At 59.0% G+C, this 21,244-nt stretch carries 19 protein-coding genes; 10 read left to right on the top strand and 9 right to left on the bottom strand.

Features of this window, described 5'->3' with window-relative positions:
* Window positions 1-152: 152 nt before the first annotated feature.
* Both ybbP and ybbA read right to left on the bottom strand, forming a co-directional pair.
* Complete coding sequence (gene ybbP, locus AC6I8I_RS04760; protein WP_497828368.1) at window positions 153-2,570, bottom strand: putative ABC transporter permease subunit YbbP; 2,418 nt, start codon at window positions 2,568-2,570, stop codon at window positions 153-155.
* Complete coding sequence (gene ybbA, locus AC6I8I_RS04755) at window positions 2,567-3,253, bottom strand: putative ABC transporter ATP-binding protein YbbA (RefSeq protein WP_159223788.1); 687 nt, start codon at window positions 3,251-3,253, stop codon at window positions 2,567-2,569. The genes ybbP and ybbA overlap by 4 nt, the downstream gene beginning before the upstream one ends.
* Between ybbA and tesA the strand changes: the two genes are divergently transcribed.
* From tesA to AC6I8I_RS04730, 5 genes are all read left to right on the top strand, one after another.
* Window positions 3,221-3,847, top strand: a complete 627-nt coding sequence (gene tesA / locus AC6I8I_RS04750) for a multifunctional acyl-CoA thioesterase I/protease I/lysophospholipase L1 (protein ID WP_312053475.1) — start codon at window positions 3,221-3,223, stop codon at window positions 3,845-3,847. The two genes, ybbA and tesA, sit on opposite strands and share 33 nt — an antisense overlap.
* A gap of 30 nt (window positions 3,848-3,877) precedes the next feature.
* Window positions 3,878-4,651 carry an SDR family oxidoreductase gene (locus AC6I8I_RS04745; RefSeq protein WP_497828367.1) on the top strand — a complete coding sequence of 258 codons (774 nt, stop codon included), beginning with the start codon at window positions 3,878-3,880 and terminating at the stop codon, window positions 4,649-4,651.
* Window positions 4,652-4,730: 79 nt separating this feature from the next.
* Complete coding sequence (locus AC6I8I_RS04740; RefSeq protein WP_312053472.1) at window positions 4,731-5,588, top strand: tetratricopeptide repeat protein; 858 nt, start codon at window positions 4,731-4,733, stop codon at window positions 5,586-5,588.
* Window positions 5,589-5,645: 57 nt separating this feature from the next.
* Window positions 5,646-6,560: an SPFH domain-containing protein gene (locus tag AC6I8I_RS04735; RefSeq protein ID WP_312053470.1), complete on the top strand. Its 915-nt coding sequence runs from the start codon at window positions 5,646-5,648 to the stop codon at window positions 6,558-6,560.
* Window positions 6,560-7,018 (top strand): NfeD family protein, encoded by a 459-nt coding sequence (locus tag AC6I8I_RS04730; protein ID WP_312053469.1) that lies wholly within the window; start codon window positions 6,560-6,562, stop codon window positions 7,016-7,018. The genes AC6I8I_RS04735 and AC6I8I_RS04730 overlap by 1 nt, the downstream gene beginning before the upstream one ends.
* On the opposite strand, the gene cueR is transcribed toward AC6I8I_RS04730, so the two are convergent.
* A complete protein-coding gene (gene cueR, locus AC6I8I_RS04725) occupies window positions 6,994-7,410 on the bottom strand; it encodes a Cu(I)-responsive transcriptional regulator (protein WP_031376061.1) in 417 nt (138 codons plus the stop codon). The genes AC6I8I_RS04730 and cueR overlap by 25 nt on opposite strands.
* A gap of 97 nt (window positions 7,411-7,507) precedes the next feature.
* Here cueR and copA point away from each other — a divergent pair, with 97 nt between their 5' ends.
* The 3 genes from copA to ybaK all read left to right on the top strand — a co-directional run bounded on the left by copA (window position 7,508) and on the right by ybaK (window position 11,553).
* Window positions 7,508-10,024, top strand: a complete 2,517-nt coding sequence (gene copA, locus AC6I8I_RS04720; protein WP_312758245.1) for a copper-exporting P-type ATPase CopA — start codon at window positions 7,508-7,510, stop codon at window positions 10,022-10,024.
* A gap of 68 nt (window positions 10,025-10,092) precedes the next feature.
* On the top strand, window positions 10,093-10,896 hold the full coding sequence (locus AC6I8I_RS04715; protein ID WP_312758247.1) for a TraB/GumN family protein: 804 nt from the start codon (window positions 10,093-10,095) through the stop codon (window positions 10,894-10,896).
* A gap of 177 nt (window positions 10,897-11,073) precedes the next feature.
* Window positions 11,074-11,553, top strand: coding sequence for a Cys-tRNA(Pro)/Cys-tRNA(Cys) deacylase YbaK (ybaK, locus tag AC6I8I_RS04710; protein ID WP_312053463.1), 480 nt, complete (start codon window positions 11,074-11,076; stop codon window positions 11,551-11,553).
* On the opposite strand, the gene AC6I8I_RS04705 is transcribed toward ybaK, so the two are convergent.
* On the bottom strand, window positions 11,550-12,419 hold the full coding sequence (locus AC6I8I_RS04705) for a LysR family transcriptional regulator (RefSeq protein WP_312053737.1): 870 nt from the start codon (window positions 12,417-12,419) through the stop codon (window positions 11,550-11,552). The two genes, ybaK and AC6I8I_RS04705, sit on opposite strands and share 4 nt — an antisense overlap.
* Before the next feature lie 90 nt (window positions 12,420-12,509).
* Here AC6I8I_RS04705 and AC6I8I_RS04700 point away from each other — a divergent pair, with 90 nt between their 5' ends.
* The gene (locus AC6I8I_RS04700) at window positions 12,510-12,941 is read left to right on the top strand and encodes a multidrug/biocide efflux PACE transporter (protein ID WP_069727958.1); all 432 of its coding nucleotides are present in this window, start codon (window positions 12,510-12,512) and stop codon (window positions 12,939-12,941) included.
* 35 nt (window positions 12,942-12,976) lie between these two features.
* Here AC6I8I_RS04700 and ushA read toward each other — a convergent pair whose 3' ends face one another.
* Window positions 12,977-14,743 (bottom strand): bifunctional UDP-sugar hydrolase/5'-nucleotidase UshA, encoded by a 1,767-nt coding sequence (gene ushA, locus AC6I8I_RS04695; RefSeq protein WP_312053459.1) that lies wholly within the window; start codon window positions 14,741-14,743, stop codon window positions 12,977-12,979.
* Between the two features lie 486 nt (window positions 14,744-15,229).
* Between ushA and ybaL the strand changes: the two genes are divergently transcribed.
* Window positions 15,230-16,924, top strand: a complete 1,695-nt coding sequence (gene ybaL / locus AC6I8I_RS04690) for a YbaL family putative K(+) efflux transporter (RefSeq protein ID WP_312758250.1) — start codon at window positions 15,230-15,232, stop codon at window positions 16,922-16,924.
* A 219-nt stretch (window positions 16,925-17,143) separates the two neighbouring features.
* Here the strand turns inward: ybaL and AC6I8I_RS04685 are convergent, their stop codons facing one another.
* The 4 genes from AC6I8I_RS04685 to AC6I8I_RS04670 form a co-directional block, all read right to left on the bottom strand.
* A complete protein-coding gene (locus tag AC6I8I_RS04685) occupies window positions 17,144-18,448 on the bottom strand; it encodes an inosine/guanosine kinase (RefSeq protein WP_312053455.1) in 1,305 nt (434 codons plus the stop codon).
* 57 nt (window positions 18,449-18,505) lie between these two features.
* On the bottom strand, window positions 18,506-19,465 hold the full coding sequence (gene hemH / locus AC6I8I_RS04680) for a ferrochelatase (protein ID WP_312053453.1): 960 nt from the start codon (window positions 19,463-19,465) through the stop codon (window positions 18,506-18,508).
* A gap of 113 nt (window positions 19,466-19,578) precedes the next feature.
* Complete coding sequence (gene adk, locus AC6I8I_RS04675; protein WP_031376054.1) at window positions 19,579-20,223, bottom strand: adenylate kinase; 645 nt, start codon at window positions 20,221-20,223, stop codon at window positions 19,579-19,581.
* A gap of 105 nt (window positions 20,224-20,328) precedes the next feature.
* A complete protein-coding gene (locus AC6I8I_RS04670; RefSeq protein WP_497819707.1) occupies window positions 20,329-21,213 on the bottom strand; it encodes a DUF6024 family protein in 885 nt (294 codons plus the stop codon).
* Window positions 21,214-21,244 lie beyond the last annotated feature (31 nt).

Here is a 21,244-nt window from a genome sequence, read left to right as displayed (position 1 = left end):
GAGCCTGCCAGGAATGGCGTCTTTGCGGAGGGCGTATGCTCCCCGAGCTAACACCTTATCGTCGCGCGCCGTGAGCGCTAATGCTGACCTGGTGTGCGTTCTGGATGATGAGCGGATGCAGGCTGAATAGCGCCCTGCACCCAACCCTCCCCTTATGCCGCATCAAACTTCCTGAACAGCGCTTTGCCCTTCAGTAACCGCACCCCGAGCCAGCCACCGCACAGCGACAACAACAGCGCGCCGGATAACGGCAGCGCCAGCCATAAGGTCCAGTCAGGCTGCCACGGAAAATCAAAAATTTTACGCTGCAATCCCCACAGTGCGGCTTCCGCGCCCATCGCGGCGGCCACCCCGGAAACCACGCCGAGCAGGGCAAACTCGCACCATAAGGTGGTGCGCAGCAGCCGTTTACTGGCACCCAGCGTCCGGTAAACCACCAGCTCCTGACGACGCTGACGCATGCCCACCTGAATCTGCGCCAGCAACAGCAGCACACCGCAGGCGGTGACCAGGATCACCATTACCTCCAGCGCCTGGCTGACCTGCGTCAGCACCTGGCCGATTTGCCGCATGATGCTGCCGATATCCAGTAAACTCAGCGTCGGAAAACTGCGGTTCAGCGCCGCCAGCAGCGCCGGATCGGCCTCCATTCGGAAGCTGGTGAGCCAGGTCTGCGGCTGACTATCCAGCGCGCCCGGCGGGAAGATGAAGAAAAAGTTCGGCTTCAGGCTCTCCCAGTCCACTTTACGCAGGCTGGTGATTCTGGCGCTGAACTTTTGCGTATCGCCATCAAAGGTCAGGGTGTCACCGAGCTTCACCCCTAAGCGGGTAGCCAGCTCCGCCTCCATCGAGACTTCGCCCGCTTTGGGCGGCCAGCTTCCGGCGACCAGCGGATTGTGGTCCGGCCGCTCCGCCAGCGCGGTCAGGTTAAGTTCACGGTTCAGGGCGTTATCCAGCGTCGGATCGGCCGGTTTACCGTTGAGTTCGCTGAGCCGCACCCGCGCAATCGGGTAGAAAGTTTCGGGCTTGATTTGATGAGACTGCAGGAAGTTGCGCACCTGCGGCACCTGATCGGCGGTCATATTCAGCAGGAAAAAGTTCGGGCTGTCGGCCGGTAACTGCTGCTGCCAGCGATCGAGCAGATCGCCGCGCATCACCAGCAGCAGAGCCAGCAGCATAAACGACAGCGAAAAAGCAGAGAGCTGACTCAGCGTGATGCCCGGCTGGCGCAGCAGACGGTTGATCGCCAGCCGGAATGCCAGGTTGCGCACCACCAGCCGACGCAGCAGCAGTAGCGTGCCCCAGCCCAGCAGCGCCAGCAATCCGGCCAGCACCACCACGCCCGCCAGCAGCGCCCACAGCATTTTACTGCCGCCCACCAGCAGCGCTAACAGCCCTACCACCACGGCCGCCATCAGCGGAATATAGAATTTCAGCGGCCAGAGGTTAGCCACCGCATCACGCCGCAGCACGCGCAACGGCTGAGTCGCCAGCAGCAGACGATAAGGCCGCAGTCCCACCAGCAGCGAGATAATAAACAGCGATCCGACCGCCCAGACCCACGGCCAGAAACTGGCAGCTGGCAGGCTGGCTGGTAGCACCGGTTTGAGCATTGCCATCAGCGCTGCTTCCACCCCCTGCCCGACCAGGCTGCCGGCAATCGCCGCCAGCAGCAGCACCGCCAGCCACTGGCCGATGATCAACTTCTGCAACGCACCGTGGGTCGCTCCCAGCGTCTTCAGCACCGCCACCAGATCGTAACGGCTGCGGCAGTAGTGGCTCATGGCAACGGCCACCGCGGCAATCGCCAGCATCAGCGTCAGCAGCGCGGAGAGCAGCAGGAACTGCTGTGCGCGCTGCATCGAACGTCCCAGCGCATCCTCTGAGTTTTCAATGCTGATCCAGCGCTGGTCAGCCTTGAGCTGCGGTTCGATCCAGCGGTCATAGCGTGCCAGCTGCTCCGGATTACCGGAAAACTTATAGCGCCAGCTGATGCGGCTACCAGGCTGAATCGCACCGGTGCTGGCCGCATCAGCCAGGTTGATCAGCAGTCGCGGCGCCATTTCAAACGGATTAAAACCGCCATCCGGCTCCTGAATCACTTCGCCAGTAATCCGCAGCCGGGTATCACCGACCTCAAGCAGATCGCCGACCTTAAGATTGAGCAGCGCCATCAGCCGCGGTGCCGCCAGTGCGGTGCCTGCCTGCGGCTTCAGGCCTGCCGGCTCGGTCTGCAGGTTGCCAAACATTGGATAGCGGTCGTCTACTGCTTTCACCGACGCCAGCTGCGGCGACTGTTCGGCAAAGGTCATGGTCATGAAGGACAGCTGGCGGCTGACGGTGAGTCCGGTTGCCCGTGCCTTATCCAGCCACGCCGCCGGAACGGCATCACTGCTGCGCAGCGTCCGGTCGCCCGCCATGAAATCACGGCTCTGCTGGCTGAGGCCTTTCTCCATCCGATCGCTGATCGACCCCAGCGCCAGCACGCAGGCCACCGCCAGCGTCAACGCCAGCCAGACAATTAACAGCGAGGGCGAGCGCCACTCGCGCCAGAACCAGCGCCAGATCATTGCTCCTCCCACAATTTACCGTCACGCAGCCGCAGGCGACGATCGCAGCGCGCGGCCAGCTGCTCATCGTGGGTGACCAGAATCAGGGTGGTGGCAAAATCGCGGTTCAGCGAGAACAACAGGTCGGCAATCCGATCGCCGGTTTTGCGGTCAAGATTACCGGTCGGCTCATCGGCAAACAGCAGGCCTGGACGGCCACTGAAGGCGCGCGCCAGCGCCACCCGCTGCTGTTCGCCGCCGGAAAGCTGCGCCGGCAGATGATGCAGGCGTTCACCCAGTCCCAGCAGGGTCAGCAGCTCCCGCGCCTGCTCACGGCTCTGGCGATCGCTGTCGCCACGCAGCAGAGACGGCAGCTGTACGTTCTCCAGCGCATTCAGGGTCGGCACCAGCATAAACGACTGAAACACAAAGCCCACCTGACGGGCGCGTAACGCCGCACGCTGCTCCTCATTCATCTGGTGCAGCGGCTGGCCCAGCAGATGGACTTCACCGCTGCTGCCATCATCCAGCCCGGCCAGAATCCCCAACAGGGTTGACTTACCGGAGCCCGATTCGCCAATCAGCGCCAGCGTCTCGGCTGGTTTGACAACTAGCTCAACTCCGGTAAGGATGGTTAACTGATGCTCTCCCTGACCGACGGACTTAGTAAGATGATGAACTTCAACAATGTTTTCCGCTGGCATTATCCCTTCCTGTTATTGATTCTTTTGCTGGTGTCGCGTTTTTCCGCCGCGGATACCCTGATGGTGCTGGGTGACAGCCTCAGCGCGGGATACCGCATGTCCGCCACCGCGGCCTGGCCGAGCCTGCTGAATAAGCAGTGGCAGCAGCAGCCCAGAGTGATCAACGCCAGCATCAGCGGTGATACCGCCGCCCAAGGCCTGGCGCGTTTGCCCGCGCTATTAAAGCAGCATCAGCCGCAATGGGTGTTAATCGAATTGGGCGGTAACGACGGTCTGCGTGGTTTCCCGCCCGCCGATATCGCACAAAATCTGCGTAAAGTGATCGATGATGTTAAAGCCGCCAATGCGAAACCGCTGCTGATGCAGATTCGGCTGCCGGCCAATTACGGACGCCGCTACACCGAAGCGTTCAGCGGTATCTATCCCGACTTAGCGCAACAGTACAACATCCCACTGGTGCCCTTTTTTATGGAGCAGGTCTACCTGAAACCGGAGTGGATGCAGCAGGACGGCATTCATCCTAATCCTGATGCCCAACCCTTTATCGCCGGATTGATGGCAAAAGAACTGGCTCCCTTAGTTAAGCAGCAGTAACGCGAACAGGCGCGCAAATAGGGTAAAGAAATGCAAAAAACCATCCTGATTACAGGTTGTTCCAGCGGTATCGGCCTGGTGGCGGCGCACGATCTTCAGGCGCGCGGCTACCGGGTGATCGCCGCCTGCCGCAAAGCGGATGATGTGGCGCGCATGGAGACGCTGGGTTTTATCGGACTTCAGCTGGATCTCGACGATCCGCAGAGCGTCGATAACGCGGCCGATAAGGTCATCGCGCTCAGCGATAACTGTCTGGCAGGCCTGTTTAACAATGCCGGTTTTGGTCTTTATGGACCGTTACGCACCCTCTCCCGCCAGCAGCTGGAGCAGCAGTTTTCCAGTAACTTTTTCGGCGTTCATCAGCTGACGCTGCGGCTGATCCCCGCGCTGGCGGCCAGTGGTGATGGTCGTATTATTAATACCAGTTCGGTACTCGGGCTGATCTCTACCCCTGGCCGGGGCGCTTACGCCGCCAGTAAATATGCGCTGGAAGCCTGGAGCGATGCGCTGCGGCTGGAGCTGCGCGCCAGTAACATCCGCGTCAGCCTGATCGAACCGGGACCGATTCACACCCGTTTCACCGATAATGTGACGCAGGGTGAGCAGGATAAGCCGGTGCGTAATCCGGGCATTGCCGCACGCTTTACGCTGCCGCCAGAGGCTATTCTGCCTAAACTTCGTCATGCACTCGAGAGCAAACATCCGCGTTTACGCTATCCGGTGACGCTGGTCGCACATGCCATGAGCCTGTTGAAACGCCTGCTGCCGGGCTGGATGCTGGATCGCATTTTGCGCAGCCATTGAGCGTGCGGCCTGATTAGAACTTGAAGCGCGGCCAGTTGGCCCCATATTCTTTAAACACTTTTTGCAAAGAGACTTATCCATGTCACCACATGCTTCGATAATCGACATCAACGAATCTAACCTGCAGCAGACGCTTGAGCAGTCGATGCAGCTGCCGGTGCTGTTTTACTTCTGGTCTGAGCGCAGCCAGCATTGTCAGGAGCTGACACCGGTGCTGGAGCGGCTGGCGCAGGAGTATGCCGGTCAGTTTATTCTCGCAAAACTGGATTGCGATAAAGAGCAAATGGTGGCATCACAGTTTGGTCTGCGTTCTATTCCTACGGTCTATCTGTTCCAGAACGGTCAGCCGGTCGATGGCTTCCAGGGACCGCAACCGGAAGAGGCGATCCGCGCCCTGCTGGAAAAAGTTCTGCCGCGTGAAGAAGAGCTGAAAGCGCAGCAGGCGATGGCGCTGATGGAAGAAGGCAAACCGCTGGATGCGCTGCCGCTGTTAAAAGAGGCCTGGCAGCTGAGCAATCAATCGAGTGAGATTGGTTTTCTGCTGGCTGAAGTGCTGATCACCCTGAGCCGCAGCGATGAAGCAGAAGCAGTGCTCAAAGCGGTGCCGTTACAGGATCAGGATACCCGTTATCAGAGCCTGATGGCGCAAATCGATCTGCTGAAACAGGCGGCCGATACCCCGGAGATCCAGCAGCTGCAATCCCAGCTGGAGGCCGATCCATCGAACGCCGGGCTGGCTGCTAAACTGTCGTTACAGCTGCATCAGGTCGGCCGTAACGAAGAGGCGCTGGAACTGCTGTTCAGCTTCCTCAAAACCGATCTTAACGCCGCCGATGGTCAGGCACGTAAAATGCTGCAGGAGATTCTGGCGGCGCTGGGCACCGGCGATGCACTCGCTGCACGTTATCGTCGCCAGCTCTACTCGCTGCTCTACTAACGGCGGGACCACGGGCCGAAGCGACTCGGCCCGTTCATCTGACAACGCGGAGGTTGTATGATAACTGTAATTCCTGCCCTGATCGTGCTGGCGCTGGTGGCTGTCTGGGCCACCGTCAAGATTGTGCCCCAGGGTTTTCAATGGACGGTTGAACGTTTTGGCCGTTATACCCGCACGCTGCAACCCGGGTTAAGCCTGGTAGTGCCGTTCATGGATCGTATCGGTCGTAAGATCAACATGATGGAACAGGTACTGGATATTCCCTCGCAGGAGATCATCTCCAAAGATAACGCCAACGTTACCATTGATGCGGTCTGCTTTATTCAGGTCGTTGACCCGGCGCGCGCCGCCTATGAAGTCAGCAATCTTGAGCAGGCTATTCTGAACCTCACCATGACCAATATGCGCACCGTGCTCGGCAGCATGGAGCTGGACGAAATGTTGTCGCAGCGCGACAGCATTAATACCCGGCTGCTGCATATCGTCGATGAAGCCACCAATCCGTGGGGCGTGAAAATCACCCGTATCGAGATCCGCGATGTGCGTCCGCCGCAGGAGCTGGTCGGCGCGATGAATGCGCAGATGAAAGCGGAACGTACCAAGCGCGCCGACATTCTGACGGCGGAAGGGGTACGACAGGCGGCGATCCTGCGCGCCGAAGGGGATAAACAGTCGCAGATCCTTAAAGCCGAAGGGGAACGGACCTCGGCCTTTTTGCAGGCCGAAGCGCGGGAACGTCAGGCGGAAGCGGAAGCCAATGCCACCAAAATGGTGTCTGAAGCGATTGCCGCCGGTGATATCAATGCCATCAACTACTTTGTGGCGCAGAAATATACCGACGCACTGCAAAAAATTGGCGAAGCCAATAACAGCAAAGTAGTGATGATGCCGCTGGAGGCGAGCAGCTTACTCGGCTCGATTGCCGGCATCGGTGAACTGCTGAAAGAATCCCGCACCGAGTCGAAACGCTGATGCTGGTCGATATCATTGCCCATCCGCACTGGTTCTGGCTGACGCTCGGCGGCCTGCTGCTGGCGGCGGAAATGCTGGGCACCAGCGGTTATCTGCTGTGGAGCGGCCTGGCTGCGGTGATGGTGGGCATTATCGAATGGTTTATCCCGTTCAGCTGGACCGCTCAGGGCACAATGTTTGCCATTCTGACGCTGGTCTGCGTCTTTTTCTGGTATCGCTGGATGCGCTACCGTGAAGCGCGCCAGCTTCCGAACTCGCTCAATCAGCGCGGCAGCCAGATGATTGGCCTGCAGTTAACCCTGGATAGCGCGCTGCAGAACCGCACCGGGCACGTGCGAATTGGTGACAGCAGCTGGCGGGTTCAGGCTGAACAGGATCTGCCAGCGGGAACGCCGGTCGAAGTGGTGGCGGTCGAAGGCATCACCCTGCGTATTCAGCCGCGCTTACCGCCCGGCTGAGAACAGCATCCCGCCAGATTGTTGATGATTGGGCATTCTGCGCTGTCGTCGCCCGGACAGGCTTCGGCCAGCGCCAGTAAACGTGCGCGCATCGCGTGCAGCTCCTCAATATGCGCCGCAATCTCGTCGGCTTTCTGCAGGGTACGCGCCTTAACGTCGGCACTGTGACGCGCCGGATTATTAAACAGCGCCACCAGTTCACGACACTCATCCAGCGTAAAACCAACCTGACGCGCCTGGCGTAACAGATTGAGTTCGTCCAGATGACGCACGCTGTAGCTGCGATAGCCATTTTCACTGCGCAGCGGAGGCGTCACCACCCCCTTCTCTTCATAAAAACGAATTGCCTTGCTGGTGAGACCGGTCTTTTTCGCCACATCGCTGATGTTCATTTTGCTCCCCTTGACCTTCCCCTTGATGGAAGGTTTATGCTTAATCATGAATCGAAACTGACCACCCGGTCAAATCTGATCACCCAAGGAGTTCATCATGTCACATACCATTTCTCTGGCCCTGGACGGTCTGTCCTGCGGCCATTGCGTCAAACGGGTAAAAGAAGCGCTGGAACAGCGGGACGATGTTGAGCAGGCCGAAGTCACGCAGCAGGAAGCGCGGGTTTCCGGTGCGGCCGATGCGGCCGACCTGATCGCGACCGTCGAACAGGCTGGTTATCACGCCACGCTGAAAACGGCTGACAGCTTCCCAAAGCCTGAGCCGTTGACAGCATCGGAGCCGCCGCCGGAGGCGCTGACAACGGAATCGCTTTCCCGTCCGGCAGAAAAAACCGTTCCTGCTCACATGCTGCTGATTGAGGGCATGACCTGTGCCAGCTGCGTAAGCCGGGTAGAAAAAGCGTTGCAGCAGGTGGCTGGCGTCAGTCAGGCCCGGGTTAACCTGGGCGAACGCAGCGCGCTGGTGCTGGGCGAAGCCGATCCGCAGCAGCTGATCGCGGCGGTGGATGCCGCCGGTTATGGCGCGCAGGTGGTCGATGATGAGCAGGAGCGGCGTGAAAAACAGCAGCAGAGCGCCCGCAGCGCAATGCGCCGTTTTAGCTGGCAGGCAGCAGTGGCCTTAGCCTTTGGCGTGCCGCTGATGATCTGGGGCATGCTGGGCGACAACATGATGCTGACCGCCAGCAACCACAGCCTGTGGCTGACGCTGGGGGCCATTACACTGCTGGTGATGGTGCTTACCGGCGGACATTTTTATCGCAGCGCCTGGCGCAGTGCGCGCAACGGCAGTGCCACCATGGATACGCTGGTGGCGCTGGGTACCGCCGCGGCCTGGATCTACTCGTTCAGCGTGGTGCTGTGGCCCGACTTTTTCCCGTCGCAGGCGCGGCATCTCTATTTTGAAGCCAGCGTGATGATCCTCGGGTTGATCAACCTCGGACATGCGCTGGAGCAGCGGGCGCGTCAGCGATCGTCAAAAGCGCTGGAACGCCTGCTCGATCTGACTCCGGCGCAGGCGCGACTGGCCGATGAACAGGGCGATAGCTTAATTCCCCTTAGCGCGGTGCAGCCGGGCATGATGCTGCGTCTGGTGACCGGCGATCGGGTGCCGGTCGATGGGGAGATTACCGCTGGTGAGGCGTGGTTTGATGAGGCGATGCTGACCGGTGAAGCGGTGCCGCAAAGCAAAGGCCCGGGTGAGGCGGTGTTTGCCGGTACGCTGGTGCAGGATGGCTCGGTGCAGTTTGAAGCCCGTGCAACCGGCAGCCACACTACCCTGTCACGCATAATCCGGCTGGTACGCCAGGCCCAGAGCAGCAAACCTGACGTCGGCCGCTTAGCCGATCGCATTTCAGCGGTGTTCGTGCCGGTGGTGGTGGCGATTGCGCTGATCAGCGGCGGCATCTGGTACCTGTTCGGGCCACAACCGCAAATCGCCTATATGCTGGTGATCGCCACCACCGTGCTGATTATTGCCTGTCCCTGCGCATTAGGACTGGCGACCCCGATGTCGATTATCGCTGGCGTGGGTCGGGCCGCCGAACTCGGCGTGCTGGTTCGCGACGCCGATGCGTTGCAGCGTGCCAGCCAGATCGACACGCTGGTGTTCGATAAAACCGGCACCCTGACGGCCGGTACACCGCAGGTCAGCGAGGTGCGGGTCTGGGGCGATGCCAGCCGTGAGTCGGTACTGCAGACCGCTGCCGCGCTGGAATATTCCTCCGGCCATCCGCTGGCTAAAGCGATTGTTGCCGCGGCTGACCTCGCCGGTGCGCCGTCACTGGCACAATTTCGTACAATACGCGGCAAAGGGGTCAGCGGCATACTGGATGGCAGAGCGTTACTGCTGGGTAATGCCGCCCTGCTCGAGGAGAACGGGGTCGATTATCAGCCCGCGATGGCGGATATCGACCGCCTGACGCAACAGGGTGCGACACCGGTGTTACTGGCTGAACAGGGCCAGCTGATCGGCCTGATCGCCCTGCGCGATGCGCTGCGGCCGGAAAGCGCCACTGCTCTGAAACGGCTGCATCAGTCGGGTTACCGTCTGATTATGCTCACCGGTGACCACCAGAATACCGCGCAGGCGATTGCGGCTGAGGTGGGAATTGATGAGGTGATCGCTGGCGTGCTGCCGGAAGGCAAGGCAGCGGCGATTGCGCAGTTACAGCAGCAGGGCCGGCGCGTCGCCATGGTCGGTGACGGTATTAACGACGCGCCCGCACTGGCCCAGGCTGAGGTCGGGATTGCGATGGGCGGCGGCAGCGACGTGGCGGTTGAAACCGCCGGTATTACGCTGATGCGCGCCGACCTCAACAGCGTCGCCGATGCATTAGCTATCTCGTCAGCCACGCTGCGTAATATCCGCCAGAACCTGTTCGGGGCCTTTATTTATAACAGTATTGGTATTCCGGTGGCGGCTGGCGTGCTCTACCCGCTGACCGGCACCCTGCTCAGCCCGATTGTGGCGGGCGCTGCGATGGCGCTCTCCTCAATTACGGTGGTTGCCAACGCCAATCGCCTGCTGCGCTATCAGCCGCCGCGCCAGCAATAGCCGTTTCGGCGCTGTTTTTCGCCGCCTGAAGCCGCTAGCATGGGGTTTTAAATAGCGAAGGACCGGGAATGACAGGCAACGTTTGGCGCTCACTGCGCGGCTTCATCAGCCAACTTTTTCCCGCCAGCTACCGCTGGCCCGCGATGGATGTCCGGCTTGGCGCATGTCATCTGCACCTGGTAGGCAGTATTCACATGGGAACGCGGGATATGCAGCCGCTGCCGTCGCGGCTGCTGCGTCAGCTGCAAAAGGCCGACGCGCTGATTGTCGAAGCGGATATTACCCAGGGCGGTTCGCCGTTTGATGGCAGCGCGGAGCGTCCCCCGCTGGCAACCCGGCTTGAAGATGATGCCCTGCAAACGCTCACCGGGCTGTGTCACGAGCTGAACCTGTCGATCGGTTCATTTGATACCCTGCCCGCCTGGCAGATTGCGCTGATGTTGCAGGCGCAGCAGGCGCAACGGCTGGGATTGCGGCCCGACTACGGCATTGATTATCAGCTTTTGCAGGCGGCAAAGCGCTGGAACAAGCCGGTGATTGAGCTGGAGGGGGCGGAAGCGCAGATTGCGCTGCTGAATACGTTGCCGGATGACGGCATGGCGCTGCTGCAGGATACGCTGACCCACTGGCATACCAATGCGCGGCTGCTGCAAATGATGGTGAGCTGGTGGCTGGACACCCCGCCGCGCCAGCCGCAGATTGCTCTGCCGGCCACGTTTAGTCAGGCGCTCAACGATACGTTGATCGGTCAGCGTAATGCGCAGTGGCGGGATAAACTGCAGGCCTTAGCGGCGGGAGACTACGTGGTGGCGGTCGGTGCGCTGCATCTTTACGGTGAGGATAACTTGCCCGGGATGCTGAAGACGCGCTGAAAAAAAAAGAGAGCCGATAATGCTACCGGCCCGTCAAAGAGAAATTTGTTTATGATTTTGGTTATCGCTCAGCAATCAGATTGCTGGCGCGCGGCCAATTCTCGCGCAAAGCACAAAATTTCGCCACCTTTATTCGACGATCGGGTGCAATAAGATTTTTCTTAGGAAGGGACCGATATGACACCTGCAGTAAAACTACTGGAAAAACAAAAAGTCAGCTTCACTCTGCACCCCTATGAACACGACAGCAGCGAAACCCATTTTGGTGATGAGGCGGTGCGTAAACTGAATCTGGATGCGCGTCAGGTCTATAAAACGCTGCTGGTGGCGCTGAATGGCGAGGCAAAACAGCTGGCGGTGGCGGTCACGCCGGTATCAACCCAGCTCGATCTGAAAAAAGTCGCCAAAGCGCTGGGGGCTAAAAAAGTGGATATGGCCGATCCACAGCAGGCGCAGCGGGTGACCGGCTACCTGATCGGCGGCATCAGTCCGCTCGGCCAGAAGAAACGGCTGCCGACGGTGATTGATATTTCTGCTGCCGACTTTGCCACCATCTTTATTTCCGGCGGCAAGCGCGGGCTGGACATTGAACTGGCACCGCAGGAACTTGCCCGCCTGCTGGCTGCCCCGCTGGCGGATATCGCCCGCCACGATTAAACCCGCGGCTGGGCGCACAGCTGATCGATCATCCAGCGTCCCGCCGGACCCGGCGGATTGCGGCGCGACCAGATTACCTCAACCGCGATATGCTGCGGCCAGCCCGGCAGCGGCAGCTCCTGCAACACGCCATGGCCAAACTGCCTGACCAGCCAGCGTGGCAGAATGGTCCAGCCAAAGCCCTGCTCCGCCATTTCCAGCAGCAATAAATAGGTCGGTGCTGACCAGATGCGCCCCATTGAGGTCGGTTCGCGCTGCTCGACCCAGGTATTCAGTCGCAGATGGCGCACCGCTTCAAGCTGACTCTCACTGAGGGTTTTAAGCGTCGCCAGCGGATGCTGATGGTGCAGATAAACCGCCATCTGAGCCTCCACCTGCAGGCGTGCCACCGCGATATCCGCCGGCAGCGCGGGTTGCGCCCGCACCACCCCGAGATGGACCCGCCCGGCCTGCAACAGATCCAGCACATCGCCATCTTCCGCAATCATGCACTCCAGTTCAATTTCCGGAAAGCGTGCGTCAAACTGCTTAAGCAGATGTTCGTGATGATCGGTTTGCCAGAAATCAGAGACGGCAAAGCTTAACCGCGGCTCCACGCCCTGCGATAAGCGGATCGCCAGCGCATCCAGTCGCTCACTGGCGGCGAGAATTTGCTGCACCTGCGGCAGCGCGCGTCGTCCCTGCTCGGTTAATACCGGCTGGCGTCCGCCCCTATCGAACAGCACAAAACCGAGGTCGTCTTCTAAGTTCGCCACCGCTGCACTAATAGTGGACTGGCTTTTCCCCAGCGCCCGCGCGGCAGCAGAAAACGAGCCGCTGGTCACGGTCTGGACAAAGGCCTCAAGGGATTCCGGGGAGTAACGCATCTTATCCATCGCTTTTTTCGATAGGTGTTCATTTCATTTTAGCATTCCGCAGTGAGAGAATGCCTGGCATAACCCGAGGAGAGTTAAGTCATGCGTACCCGCTCACTAAAAGAACGTATTTTACATGCCGTCTGTTTTGAAACGCTGGCGATTCTGACCGTCTCGCCGCTGGCCGCATGGGCGATGAATAAACCGCTGTTCCAGATGGGATCGCTGGCGATTATGTTGTCTACCGTCGCGATGCTGTGGAACATGATCTACAACAGCGGATTTGATCGGCTGCACCCGCCTGGCCAGAAGCGCAGTGCTGGCGTGCGCGTGATGCACGCGCTGGGTTTTGAAGGGGGATTTATCCTGATTGGCCTGCCGATTGCGGCCTGGATGCTGGATATTTCGCTGTGGCAGGCGTTTCTGGTGGAGGTCGCCTTCTTCCTGTTCTTCCTGCCCTACACCATGGCGTATAACTGGGTGTGGGACAAACTGCGCGAGCGCTGGATCAGCCGCAAATCCTGTCAGGCATAACGACAATCGGGAGGCGCAAGCGCCTCCCGAAACGTTCAATGCGCCCGGGCTGTTTCATTCCCCCACGGCCAGATCCACGCCAGAATCATTTTAGGATAGTTGCGTTTACGCGCTTTCTCCGCCGCCTCATCACGCTGCCTGATCTGCTCGTCGGTGAGATGCACTATCTGTCCCTGCGGCTGGTAGTCACTGGCCTTGATCGGCGCATGCGCCTTGATCCAGTCGCGCAGCACCTGGGCATCCACCGCGCCGCTGTTCACGAAACCGGCATGATTATCCAGCCGCGGATAGCCGTCGCCCCCGGCAGCATTAAAGCTGTTGGTCGCCATCCGATAGTGCTGCGTCTCTTCGAGCGGCTTACCGTTGATGCGGATGTCGCTGACCTGTTTGCCGTCGGCCGTCAGGCTGATGCCAGCAAACTGGGCGTAGCCACCTGAGTCAGGCTGAATATTGGCCACCACCGCCAGATATTTTTTAATCTCGGCACCGGTCAGGCTCACCGACACGACCTGATTGCCGAACGGCTGAACCTGCAGCAGATCGCGCCAGCTCAGTTTGCCGCTTTTCAGGGAAGTGCGGATACCGCCGCCGCTCATCACCGCAAAGTCAGCCTGGGTATGCGCCATCTGCGCCCGTAAAATCAGCTGGCCGAGATTGGTCTGCTCAAAGCGCACCTGCTCTTTTTCGCCATTGAAATCCCCCTCCGCGCTGCCGACGTTAACGGTCAGTTTTGCCTCAGCCCGTTTCTGAAACGGCATCAGCAGCTTCATCATCGCGCTGTTTTTCGGGATCTCCTGCTGCCAGGTGAGCCAGGTTTCGCTGCCGTCAGCGTTCTTCACCAGGTGCTTCAGGTTGACCGGCAGCAGCTGGTACGCCTCCAGCGTGACCTGACCATTACGGAAGGTGAAATCGCCGCGTCCGACATATTTGCCCCATTTATCCGCCTGCATGATCCAGATGCCGTTCTGTTTATCGGGCTGACACGGCTGGCCAGGCTGATAATTTTTTACGCTGACGTTCTCTTTTTCCATGCAGACCGCATCGTGCGAGTGACCGCCGACGATCAGGTCGAGGGTGCCGGCGGGCAGACTGCGCGCCAGCGTAACATCACCGATTCCGTTGCTGCCGTGCTTGCCGTCGTCGTAGTGGCCGAGGTGCGTCAGGGCGACAATCACGTCCGGTTTCTCGCTGGCGCGTAACTCTGCTACCGCTTTGATGGTTTCGGCGATCGGATCGCGGAATTCGACGTCGGTTAAACCCGCCGGGTTGGCCAGCCGGGCAGTGTCAGGCGTAATCAGTCCCAGCACCGCAATTTTAAGGCCGAGACGATTGAACACCGCCCACGGTTTAAACATCCGCTCGCCGCTGCTCTTCTGATAGACATTGGCTGCCAGCAGTGGGAATCGCGCCCACTTTTCCTGCTTACGCAGCACCGCAATTGGCTTGTCGAACTCATGGTTGCCGAGCGCCATGGCATCGTAGCCAATCAGGTTCATGGCGCGAAAATCGGGTTCGGCATCCAGTTCATCCGATTCCGGTACCCCGGTGTTGACGTCGCCCGCCGAGAGGATTAATGCGCCGCCGCCTTTCGCCTGCACGTCGTAGCGCAGCGTATCCATCAGCGTTTTCTGTGCTGCCAGACCATATTCACCCTGCGGATTGAACCAGAAGTGGCCATGTTCATCATTGGTGTGCAGCAGGCTAAAGCGGTACGTGCGGTCAGACTCTGCAGCCTGAGAAAACAGCGGCATTAGCGCCAGTACTAGCGCAACGCTCGATCCTGCCCATCGTGATAACAACACCGTTAATCTCCTTATTTCTGTCTGGCCCGTTTATCTCTGCGGGTTCGCTCACCGGGCTGCCCCACTGTTTCGCACATTATTATGATGAACTCAAGGCTAAAGCACGCGGCAGGCATCACTGATGGCAGATTACGCTCCGGCTGACAGGGCATTAAATAGCCGATAAAGCGGATTCCATTCTCCTGAGGGCTGACAGCCTGACAAATCCGGGCCAGACGAGGGTTTCGCCGGCGAAGATGGCGATTAGCCATTGATACGCGTCACGCTTAGGTCATTTAACCGAAGTAATCTTTATTTATCCGGCCCTTAATAAAGCATCACAGCAGCCGATATTAACGATAAGCAATCAAAACAGACTTTCGGCTACGTTTTTCTCTCATTTAACTGATTTATTCTGCTCTTTCCGCAAAATGGTCAGCGAAAGCGCCTGATTTGCATTAAACTTATTTGTTACAAGCGGATACATTTGCATACAAGGAGACAGGCATGCATCACACCACACCGTTGATCACCACCATTGTCGGGGCACTGGTTCTGGCATTTCTCCTTGGGATGCTGGCGAACCGCCTGCGCATTTCACCGCTGGTCGGTTACCTGCTGGCCGGCGTACTGGCGGGTCCCTTTACGCCAGGTTTTGTCGCCGATACTAACCTCGCACCGGAACTGGCGGAGCTGGGGGTGATTCTGCTGATGTTTGGCGTTGGCCTGCACTTCTCGTTAAAGGACCTGATGTCGGTAAAGTCGATCGCCATTCCCGGTGCGGTCGCACAGATAGCGGTTGCGACGTTACTGGGAATGGGTCTGTCATGGACGCTGGGATGGTCGTGGATGACCGGCCTGGTGTTTGGCCTCTGTCTCTCCACCGCCAGTACCGTGGTGTTACTGCGGGCGTTAGAAGAGCGTCAGTTAATTGATAGCCAGCGCGGCCAGATCGCTATTGGCTGGCTGATTGTTGAAGATCTGGTGATGGTGCTGACGCTGGTATTGCTGCCGGCGATTGCTGGCATGATGGAACAGGGTAACGCCAGCGCCGGACTGCTGGCGTGGGACCTGCTGTGGACCATCGGTAAAGTGGCCGCCTTTATGGTGCTGATGATGGTGGTCGGACGGCGTGCCGTTCCGTGGATCCTCGCCCGCAGCGCCGCCACCGGCTCACGCGAACTGTTTACGCTGGCGGTGTTAGCGCTGGCGCTGGGGATTGCGTTTGGCGCGGTTGAATTCTTCGATGTCTCATTCGCGCTCGGCGCCTTCTTTGCCGGGATGGTGCTGAACGAATCTGAACTGAGCCACCGCGCTGCCCGCGATACCCTGCCGCTGCGCGATGCTTTCGCCGTGCTGTTCTTCGTCTCGGTCGGCATGCTGTTTGACCCGGCGATTCTGGTGACGCAGCCGCTGGCGGTGCTGGGTGCGCTGGTGATTATCGTGGTGGGTAAATCCGTTGCTGCCTGGCTGCTGGTGACGCTGCTGGGCCACTCCCGCCGCACCGCCTTAACCATTTCGGTCAGCCTGGCGCAGATTGGCGAGTTCGCCTTTATTCTGGCCGGACTTGGCATTTCGCTCGGCCTGCTGAGCAATGAAGGCCGCAATCTGGTGCTGGCGGCGGCTATCCTGTCGATCATGATCAACCCGATCCTGTTTACCCTGCTGGAGCGTTTTCTGGCGAAAACCGAAACCATGGAAGAGCAGACGCTGGAAGAGGCGATCGAGGAAGAGAAGCAGATCCCGGTGGAGTTCTGCAATCACGCGGTCATCGTCGGCTATGGCCGGGTCGGCAGCCTGATTGGCCAGAAGCTGATTGAGGCTAACGTGCCGCTGGTGGTGGTGGAGAATTCCCGTCCACGCGTCGAAGCGCTACGTGAACAAGGCATTAAAGCGGTGCTGGGCAATGCAGCCCGGACTGAAACCATGGAGCTGGCGCGGCTGGATTGCGCCCGCTGGCTGTTGCTGACCATCCCGAATGGCTATGAAGCGGGTGAAGTCGTGACCGCCGCGCGTGAGAAGCACCAGAATATTGAGATCATCGCCCGGGCGCATTACGACGATGAAGTGGAATATATCATGGAGCGCGGTGCAACCCGGGTGGTGATGGGCGAGCGTGAAATTGCCAGCAGCATGCTGCAGATTTTGCAGGATGAGATGACTCAGGGCGAAGATTTACAGGCCTGCGACGTGGTGCGTTGATTCAGTCAGGCCCGGAGAGCGGTGAGAGCGTGCCAGCACAGGGAACGCGGTCAGATCGGAAAGACGTAAAAGCCAATTCCTGACTCGCCCGGCCTTTTTATCCGGGCGGCGGGCGGCTTTCCTCTTCTGACCCTGTACCCTGCGCGTTGAGCTAATCCATTGCTGCCAGATTCAGCCTTATTTGAGTTTCAGCTGTCTTCACATCCTGTGGCGGGCTGCTTAACGATCCCAGTAAGACTCTTCCAGACTGTCTTCCCGCTCCGGCAACCCGCGGGTTAAACGCGGCGAATGCTGATTCAGAACCTGATAACTGACGCGGTTGGCATATTTACACACCTGTGCCAGCGATGAATAGGTCAGATAAGGGCGGGCGTGCTTGCTGGAATTGGGCACGTTGAGGCGATGGTAATTGTTGGCGGTAATATCATGCAGCAACGCCGCCAGCGCGCCATCCCCGGCACCGTTGGTGTTCATGATCTTCTCCGGTCCGCCCATGTAAGGCGCAATGTGCGAGAAAATCCGCAGCGGCTGCTGGCAATCCTGCTGGCGCATGACCCGGCTGAACTCATACTGGTTAAACTCGGCGATGGCACCCGGCAGCAGCGGATGGTTGGTTTTACGTTTGAACTCTTCTTCGGTATAGCCAGCCATGTAAAGGCCGGTCGGCCCGGCGGTGCACAACACCAGATCCACCCACTCCAGCGCCATATCCGAGGCCAGCAGCGGATCGGCTTCGCCAGTCAGCGCCAGAGCTTCCTCTTCATTCATTGCCACGATAGTGACGTGTTCGCGCAGGAAGTCGCGCCAGAACTGGGGATTATCGCCAATCACGTGTTTGGTGCCGAGCGTCAGCACCACCGGCACATTATGACGTTTGGCGTATTCGATCGCCCGTAAGGTGGCCTGCGGCATCGGTTCACCCTCAGCGCAGCGCACCAGGTAAGAAGTCAGCACCAGCGCTGAAGCACCGGCAATCACCGACTCCGGCACGTTATCGGGCTGCAGCTGATTCATCTGGCCCGGGCTGATGGCAAACGTCCGCTCGCCATTCTCACCAATCAGCGTAAAGCAGCGGCCAATCGCACCATCAACCCCCTGCAGATAGTTGAGATCCATCCGGCTGGAGGTATTGCACAGATAGCGATAGGCATAGCCGCCGATCTGGATATTGTTGCACATCACGCCCAGCAGCACTGAACGATCATCGGCCAGCACCGAGAAGTTATGCAGCGTGTTGCCAATGGTGCCACCGGCAAACTGGTGGGTGATCAGCGCATCGCGCATCAGTTCGTTGTAGAGCGCTTCCGCGACGGCATCGTCGATCACCAGGGAATGACCGGCACTCAGGCCATAACGGGTCAGGAAAGCCTCATCGACTTTCGCTTCGATATCGACCAGCGTCTGATCGATGCCGACTACCCAGCTTCCCGCGTCAACATCGTGTTGAGCAGGCTGTTGTAACAGGGGATCGCGTGCGCTGACCGGGAAGTAGTGTTTGGATTTGCGTTTGCCGGGAAATTTCATCGGGAGTGCCGTCTGGAAAAACAGGCAGAGAATGATATCACACTCTCTGCCTTCGATTTAACGGCGTGCGTTGACCAGCTGCACCATCATGTCGATGTGGGCTTCGTCGGCGTTGAGCGCCGGAATGTACTCAAACTTTTCGCCACCGGCGTGCATGAAGATTTCACAGTTTTCACCGCTGATCTCCTCCAGCGTCTCCAGACAGTCTGAAGAGAAGCCGGGGCTCATGACCTGCACATGCCTGATGCCTTTGGCCGGCAGGCTTTTCATGGTTTCGTCAGTGTAAGGCATCAGCCAGGGTTCACGGCCGAAACGCGACTGGAAGGTCAGCATAAACTGGTCGTCACGCAGACCCAGCGCTTTGGTCAGTGCCGCAGTGGTATCGGCACAGCGCTGAGGATAGTCATCGCCTTCATTAGCGAAACGCTGCGGGATGCCGTGGAACGACATTACCAGCAGATCGGGCTGACCATGCTGCGCGAAAGAGCGCTCTACTGACGCTTTCAGCGCGGCGATATAGGCCGGATGTTCGGCGTAATCGCGGATGAACTGCACCTCAGGCAACGAACGGTAATCTTTGAATACCGCGGTTAAACCATCCCACACCGCCGCCACGGTCGAGCAGGAGAACTGCGGGTAGAGCGGCAGCACGATCAGGCGCGTTACGCCCTGCGCCATCAGCTTATCTACCGCACTTTTCATGCTGGGATTTCCGTAGCTCATGCCAAGCTCAACCGGCATATCGACGCGCGCCGCCAGCGCATCACGCTGACGCTGGCTGTAAACCAGCAGCGGCGAACCACCTTCCATCCAGACCGAGGCGTAGAGCTTAGAGACGCGCGGCGAGCGAAACGGCAGCACCACGCCATTGAGGATCGGCCACCAGAGCCAGCGCGGCGTATCGACCACGCGAGGATCGCTTAAAAACTGTTTCAGGTAGCGTTTAACAGCAGGTGTGGTTGGGGCGTCTGGCGTACCTAAATTAACCAGTAACACGCCGGGCTTATCTTGCCTCATTGTGATTCCTTGATGACGACGGGGATGCGTGAAAACGAGGAAATTGTAGCGGAATTAGTGGGAGGTAAAAGCAATTACTGCAAAAGGGGCCAGTAATACCGGCCCCAGGGTGCTTAGCCGAGGATCTTCGCCAGCTCGGCACTCACTTCGGTCACTTTACGGGTGCCGTCGATTTTGTGATAGGCGGTGTGACCGGCTTCCGCTTCTTTGCTGTAATAGGCAATTAGCGGTGCGGTCATCTGATGGTATTCCACCAGGCGCTTACGCACGGTCTCTTCCTGATCGTCTTTACGGGTGGTCAGCTCTTCACCGGTAACGTCATCTTTACCTTCCACTTTCGGTGGATTGAAGGTGACATGGTAAACCCGGCCAGATGGGGTATGAACGCGACGGCCGACGATACGCTCAACGATCAGTTCGTCCGGTACGGCGAACTCCAGCACGTGATCAACGGTGATCCCGGCTTCTTTCATCGCATCCGCCTGAGGAATGGTGCGTGGGAAACCGTCCAGCAGGAAACCATTTTTGCAGTCTTCCTGAGTGATACGCTCTTTAACCAGCGCAATCACCAGCTCATCGGTTACCAGTTTGCCGGCATCCATAATGGCTTTCGCCTGGTTGCCCAGCTCGCTGCCTGCTTTTACCGCTGCACGCAACATGTCGCCGGTGGAGATTTGCGGAATGCCATATTTCTCCATGATGAATTGGGCCTGAGTCCCCTTACCTGCGCCCGGAGCTCCGAGCAGAATAATACGCATTGCGTAAATCCCCTTGCGAATCGCATTGATCTATCTGAGAAGGCGAAGAACATACCATTATGACCCGCTCATCACAAGGAAGGGCGCGGATCGCACCCGTCTACTCTACTGCCTTTCCGGCCCGATAGCAGCGCCTGTCGAGCGGCCCGCGCCTTTTTCAGATTTACCGCCGCACCCCAATAAGGTCTGCAATCGCTTGCCCAGCTGGTGGGTCATATTGATGCTCTTTTTGCCGCTGCCGCGCACGTTGGCGTTAAGCTGCAGCCGCGCCTGCTGTGGCCATTTCACCACATCATCCGCGTCACACAGGGTGGTGATGATCGCCGGCGGCAGGTTAAAGCTGGCAAAAGGCAAGCCGGGCTGATGGCTGGAGTGCAGTGACAGCGGGCCGGGAAGCGACAGTGCATCCACGGTCGCGGCGTTATACGGCCGCCACTGTGGATCGTCAAAACGGCGCAGCGCCGCGTCGACAGCCGTCAGACTCAGCCCCTGTTCAAACAGGCGCAGTTCGCTCCGCACCAGCGTACTGAAATCACAGGTTCGCAGCGCCACCAGCACCAGATCGCCACAGATCTCGGCGTGACGATCCAGCCGGGTGACAAACAGATGCGCATCATCGATCAGATTATGGTGCAGCACGCTGGCAAAGCTTTCGCTCGCCTCAGTGACGCCCTGATTCTGGCAATCGCGCAGCGGGCGAACCCGCGCGTTGGGCAAATCGACGTGCGGCACCAGCATGATGTTGCCGGCCATCAGCGGGATCGCCGGCAGAACGTTGAGTTCGGTCACCGGATAGTGTGAGGCGTAGCGTGTCTGATTGCGCGCCTGCTCCTGGCGAAGAAACAGCTGTGACAGCAGCACCCGCGCCACATGCAGCGAAGGGGCGAAGAAGAGATCAAACTGCTCCAGCTTGTAAAAACGGGACAGTGCCAGGCGCAAACGGTCGCGCGTTTCTGACGGCGTGGCAGAGGGAGATGGAGCGTATGCCATGAGCGTCTCGTTTTGGTTGTAGTGCGGCATA

This window comes from Pantoea sp. X-Soil-YNGN-775, from assembly GCF_059730575.1.
Note: the sequence above shows the minus strand (reverse complement) of the source record. Positions and strands in the feature narration are given on the sequence as shown.

Coding starts and splice junctions, on each gene's coding strand:
- ybbP (WP_497828368.1), bottom strand. CDS start 2,570: ATGATCTGGCGCTGGTTCTGGCGCGAGTGGCGCTCGCCCTCGCTGTTA.
- tesA (WP_312053475.1), top strand. CDS start 3,221: ATGATGAACTTCAACAATGTTTTCCGCTGGCATTATCCCTTCCTGTTA.
- ybbA (WP_159223788.1), bottom strand. CDS start 3,253: ATGCCAGCGGAAAACATTGTTGAAGTTCATCATCTTACTAAGTCCGTC.
- AC6I8I_RS04745 (WP_497828367.1), top strand. CDS start 3,878: ATGCAAAAAACCATCCTGATTACAGGTTGTTCCAGCGGTATCGGCCTG.
- AC6I8I_RS04740 (WP_312053472.1), top strand. CDS start 4,731: ATGTCACCACATGCTTCGATAATCGACATCAACGAATCTAACCTGCAG.
- AC6I8I_RS04735 (WP_312053470.1), top strand. CDS start 5,646: ATGATAACTGTAATTCCTGCCCTGATCGTGCTGGCGCTGGTGGCTGTC.
- AC6I8I_RS04730 (WP_312053469.1), top strand. CDS start 6,560: ATGCTGGTCGATATCATTGCCCATCCGCACTGGTTCTGGCTGACGCTC.
- cueR (WP_031376061.1), bottom strand. CDS start 7,410: ATGAACATCAGCGATGTGGCGAAAAAGACCGGTCTCACCAGCAAGGCA.
- copA (WP_312758245.1), top strand. CDS start 7,508: ATGTCACATACCATTTCTCTGGCCCTGGACGGTCTGTCCTGCGGCCAT.
- AC6I8I_RS04715 (WP_312758247.1), top strand. CDS start 10,093: ATGACAGGCAACGTTTGGCGCTCACTGCGCGGCTTCATCAGCCAACTT.
- ybaK (WP_312053463.1), top strand. CDS start 11,074: ATGACACCTGCAGTAAAACTACTGGAAAAACAAAAAGTCAGCTTCACT.
- AC6I8I_RS04705 (WP_312053737.1), bottom strand. CDS start 12,419: ATGCGTTACTCCCCGGAATCCCTTGAGGCCTTTGTCCAGACCGTGACC.
- AC6I8I_RS04700 (WP_069727958.1), top strand. CDS start 12,510: ATGCGTACCCGCTCACTAAAAGAACGTATTTTACATGCCGTCTGTTTT.
- ybaL (WP_312758250.1), top strand. CDS start 15,230: ATGCATCACACCACACCGTTGATCACCACCATTGTCGGGGCACTGGTT.
- AC6I8I_RS04685 (WP_312053455.1), bottom strand. CDS start 18,448: ATGAAATTTCCCGGCAAACGCAAATCCAAACACTACTTCCCGGTCAGC.
- hemH (WP_312053453.1), bottom strand. CDS start 19,465: ATGAGGCAAGATAAGCCCGGCGTGTTACTGGTTAATTTAGGTACGCCA.
- adk (WP_031376054.1), bottom strand. CDS start 20,223: ATGCGTATTATTCTGCTCGGAGCTCCGGGCGCAGGTAAGGGGACTCAG.
- AC6I8I_RS04670 (WP_497819707.1), bottom strand. CDS start 21,213: ATGGCATACGCTCCATCTCCCTCTGCCACGCCGTCAGAAACGCGCGAC.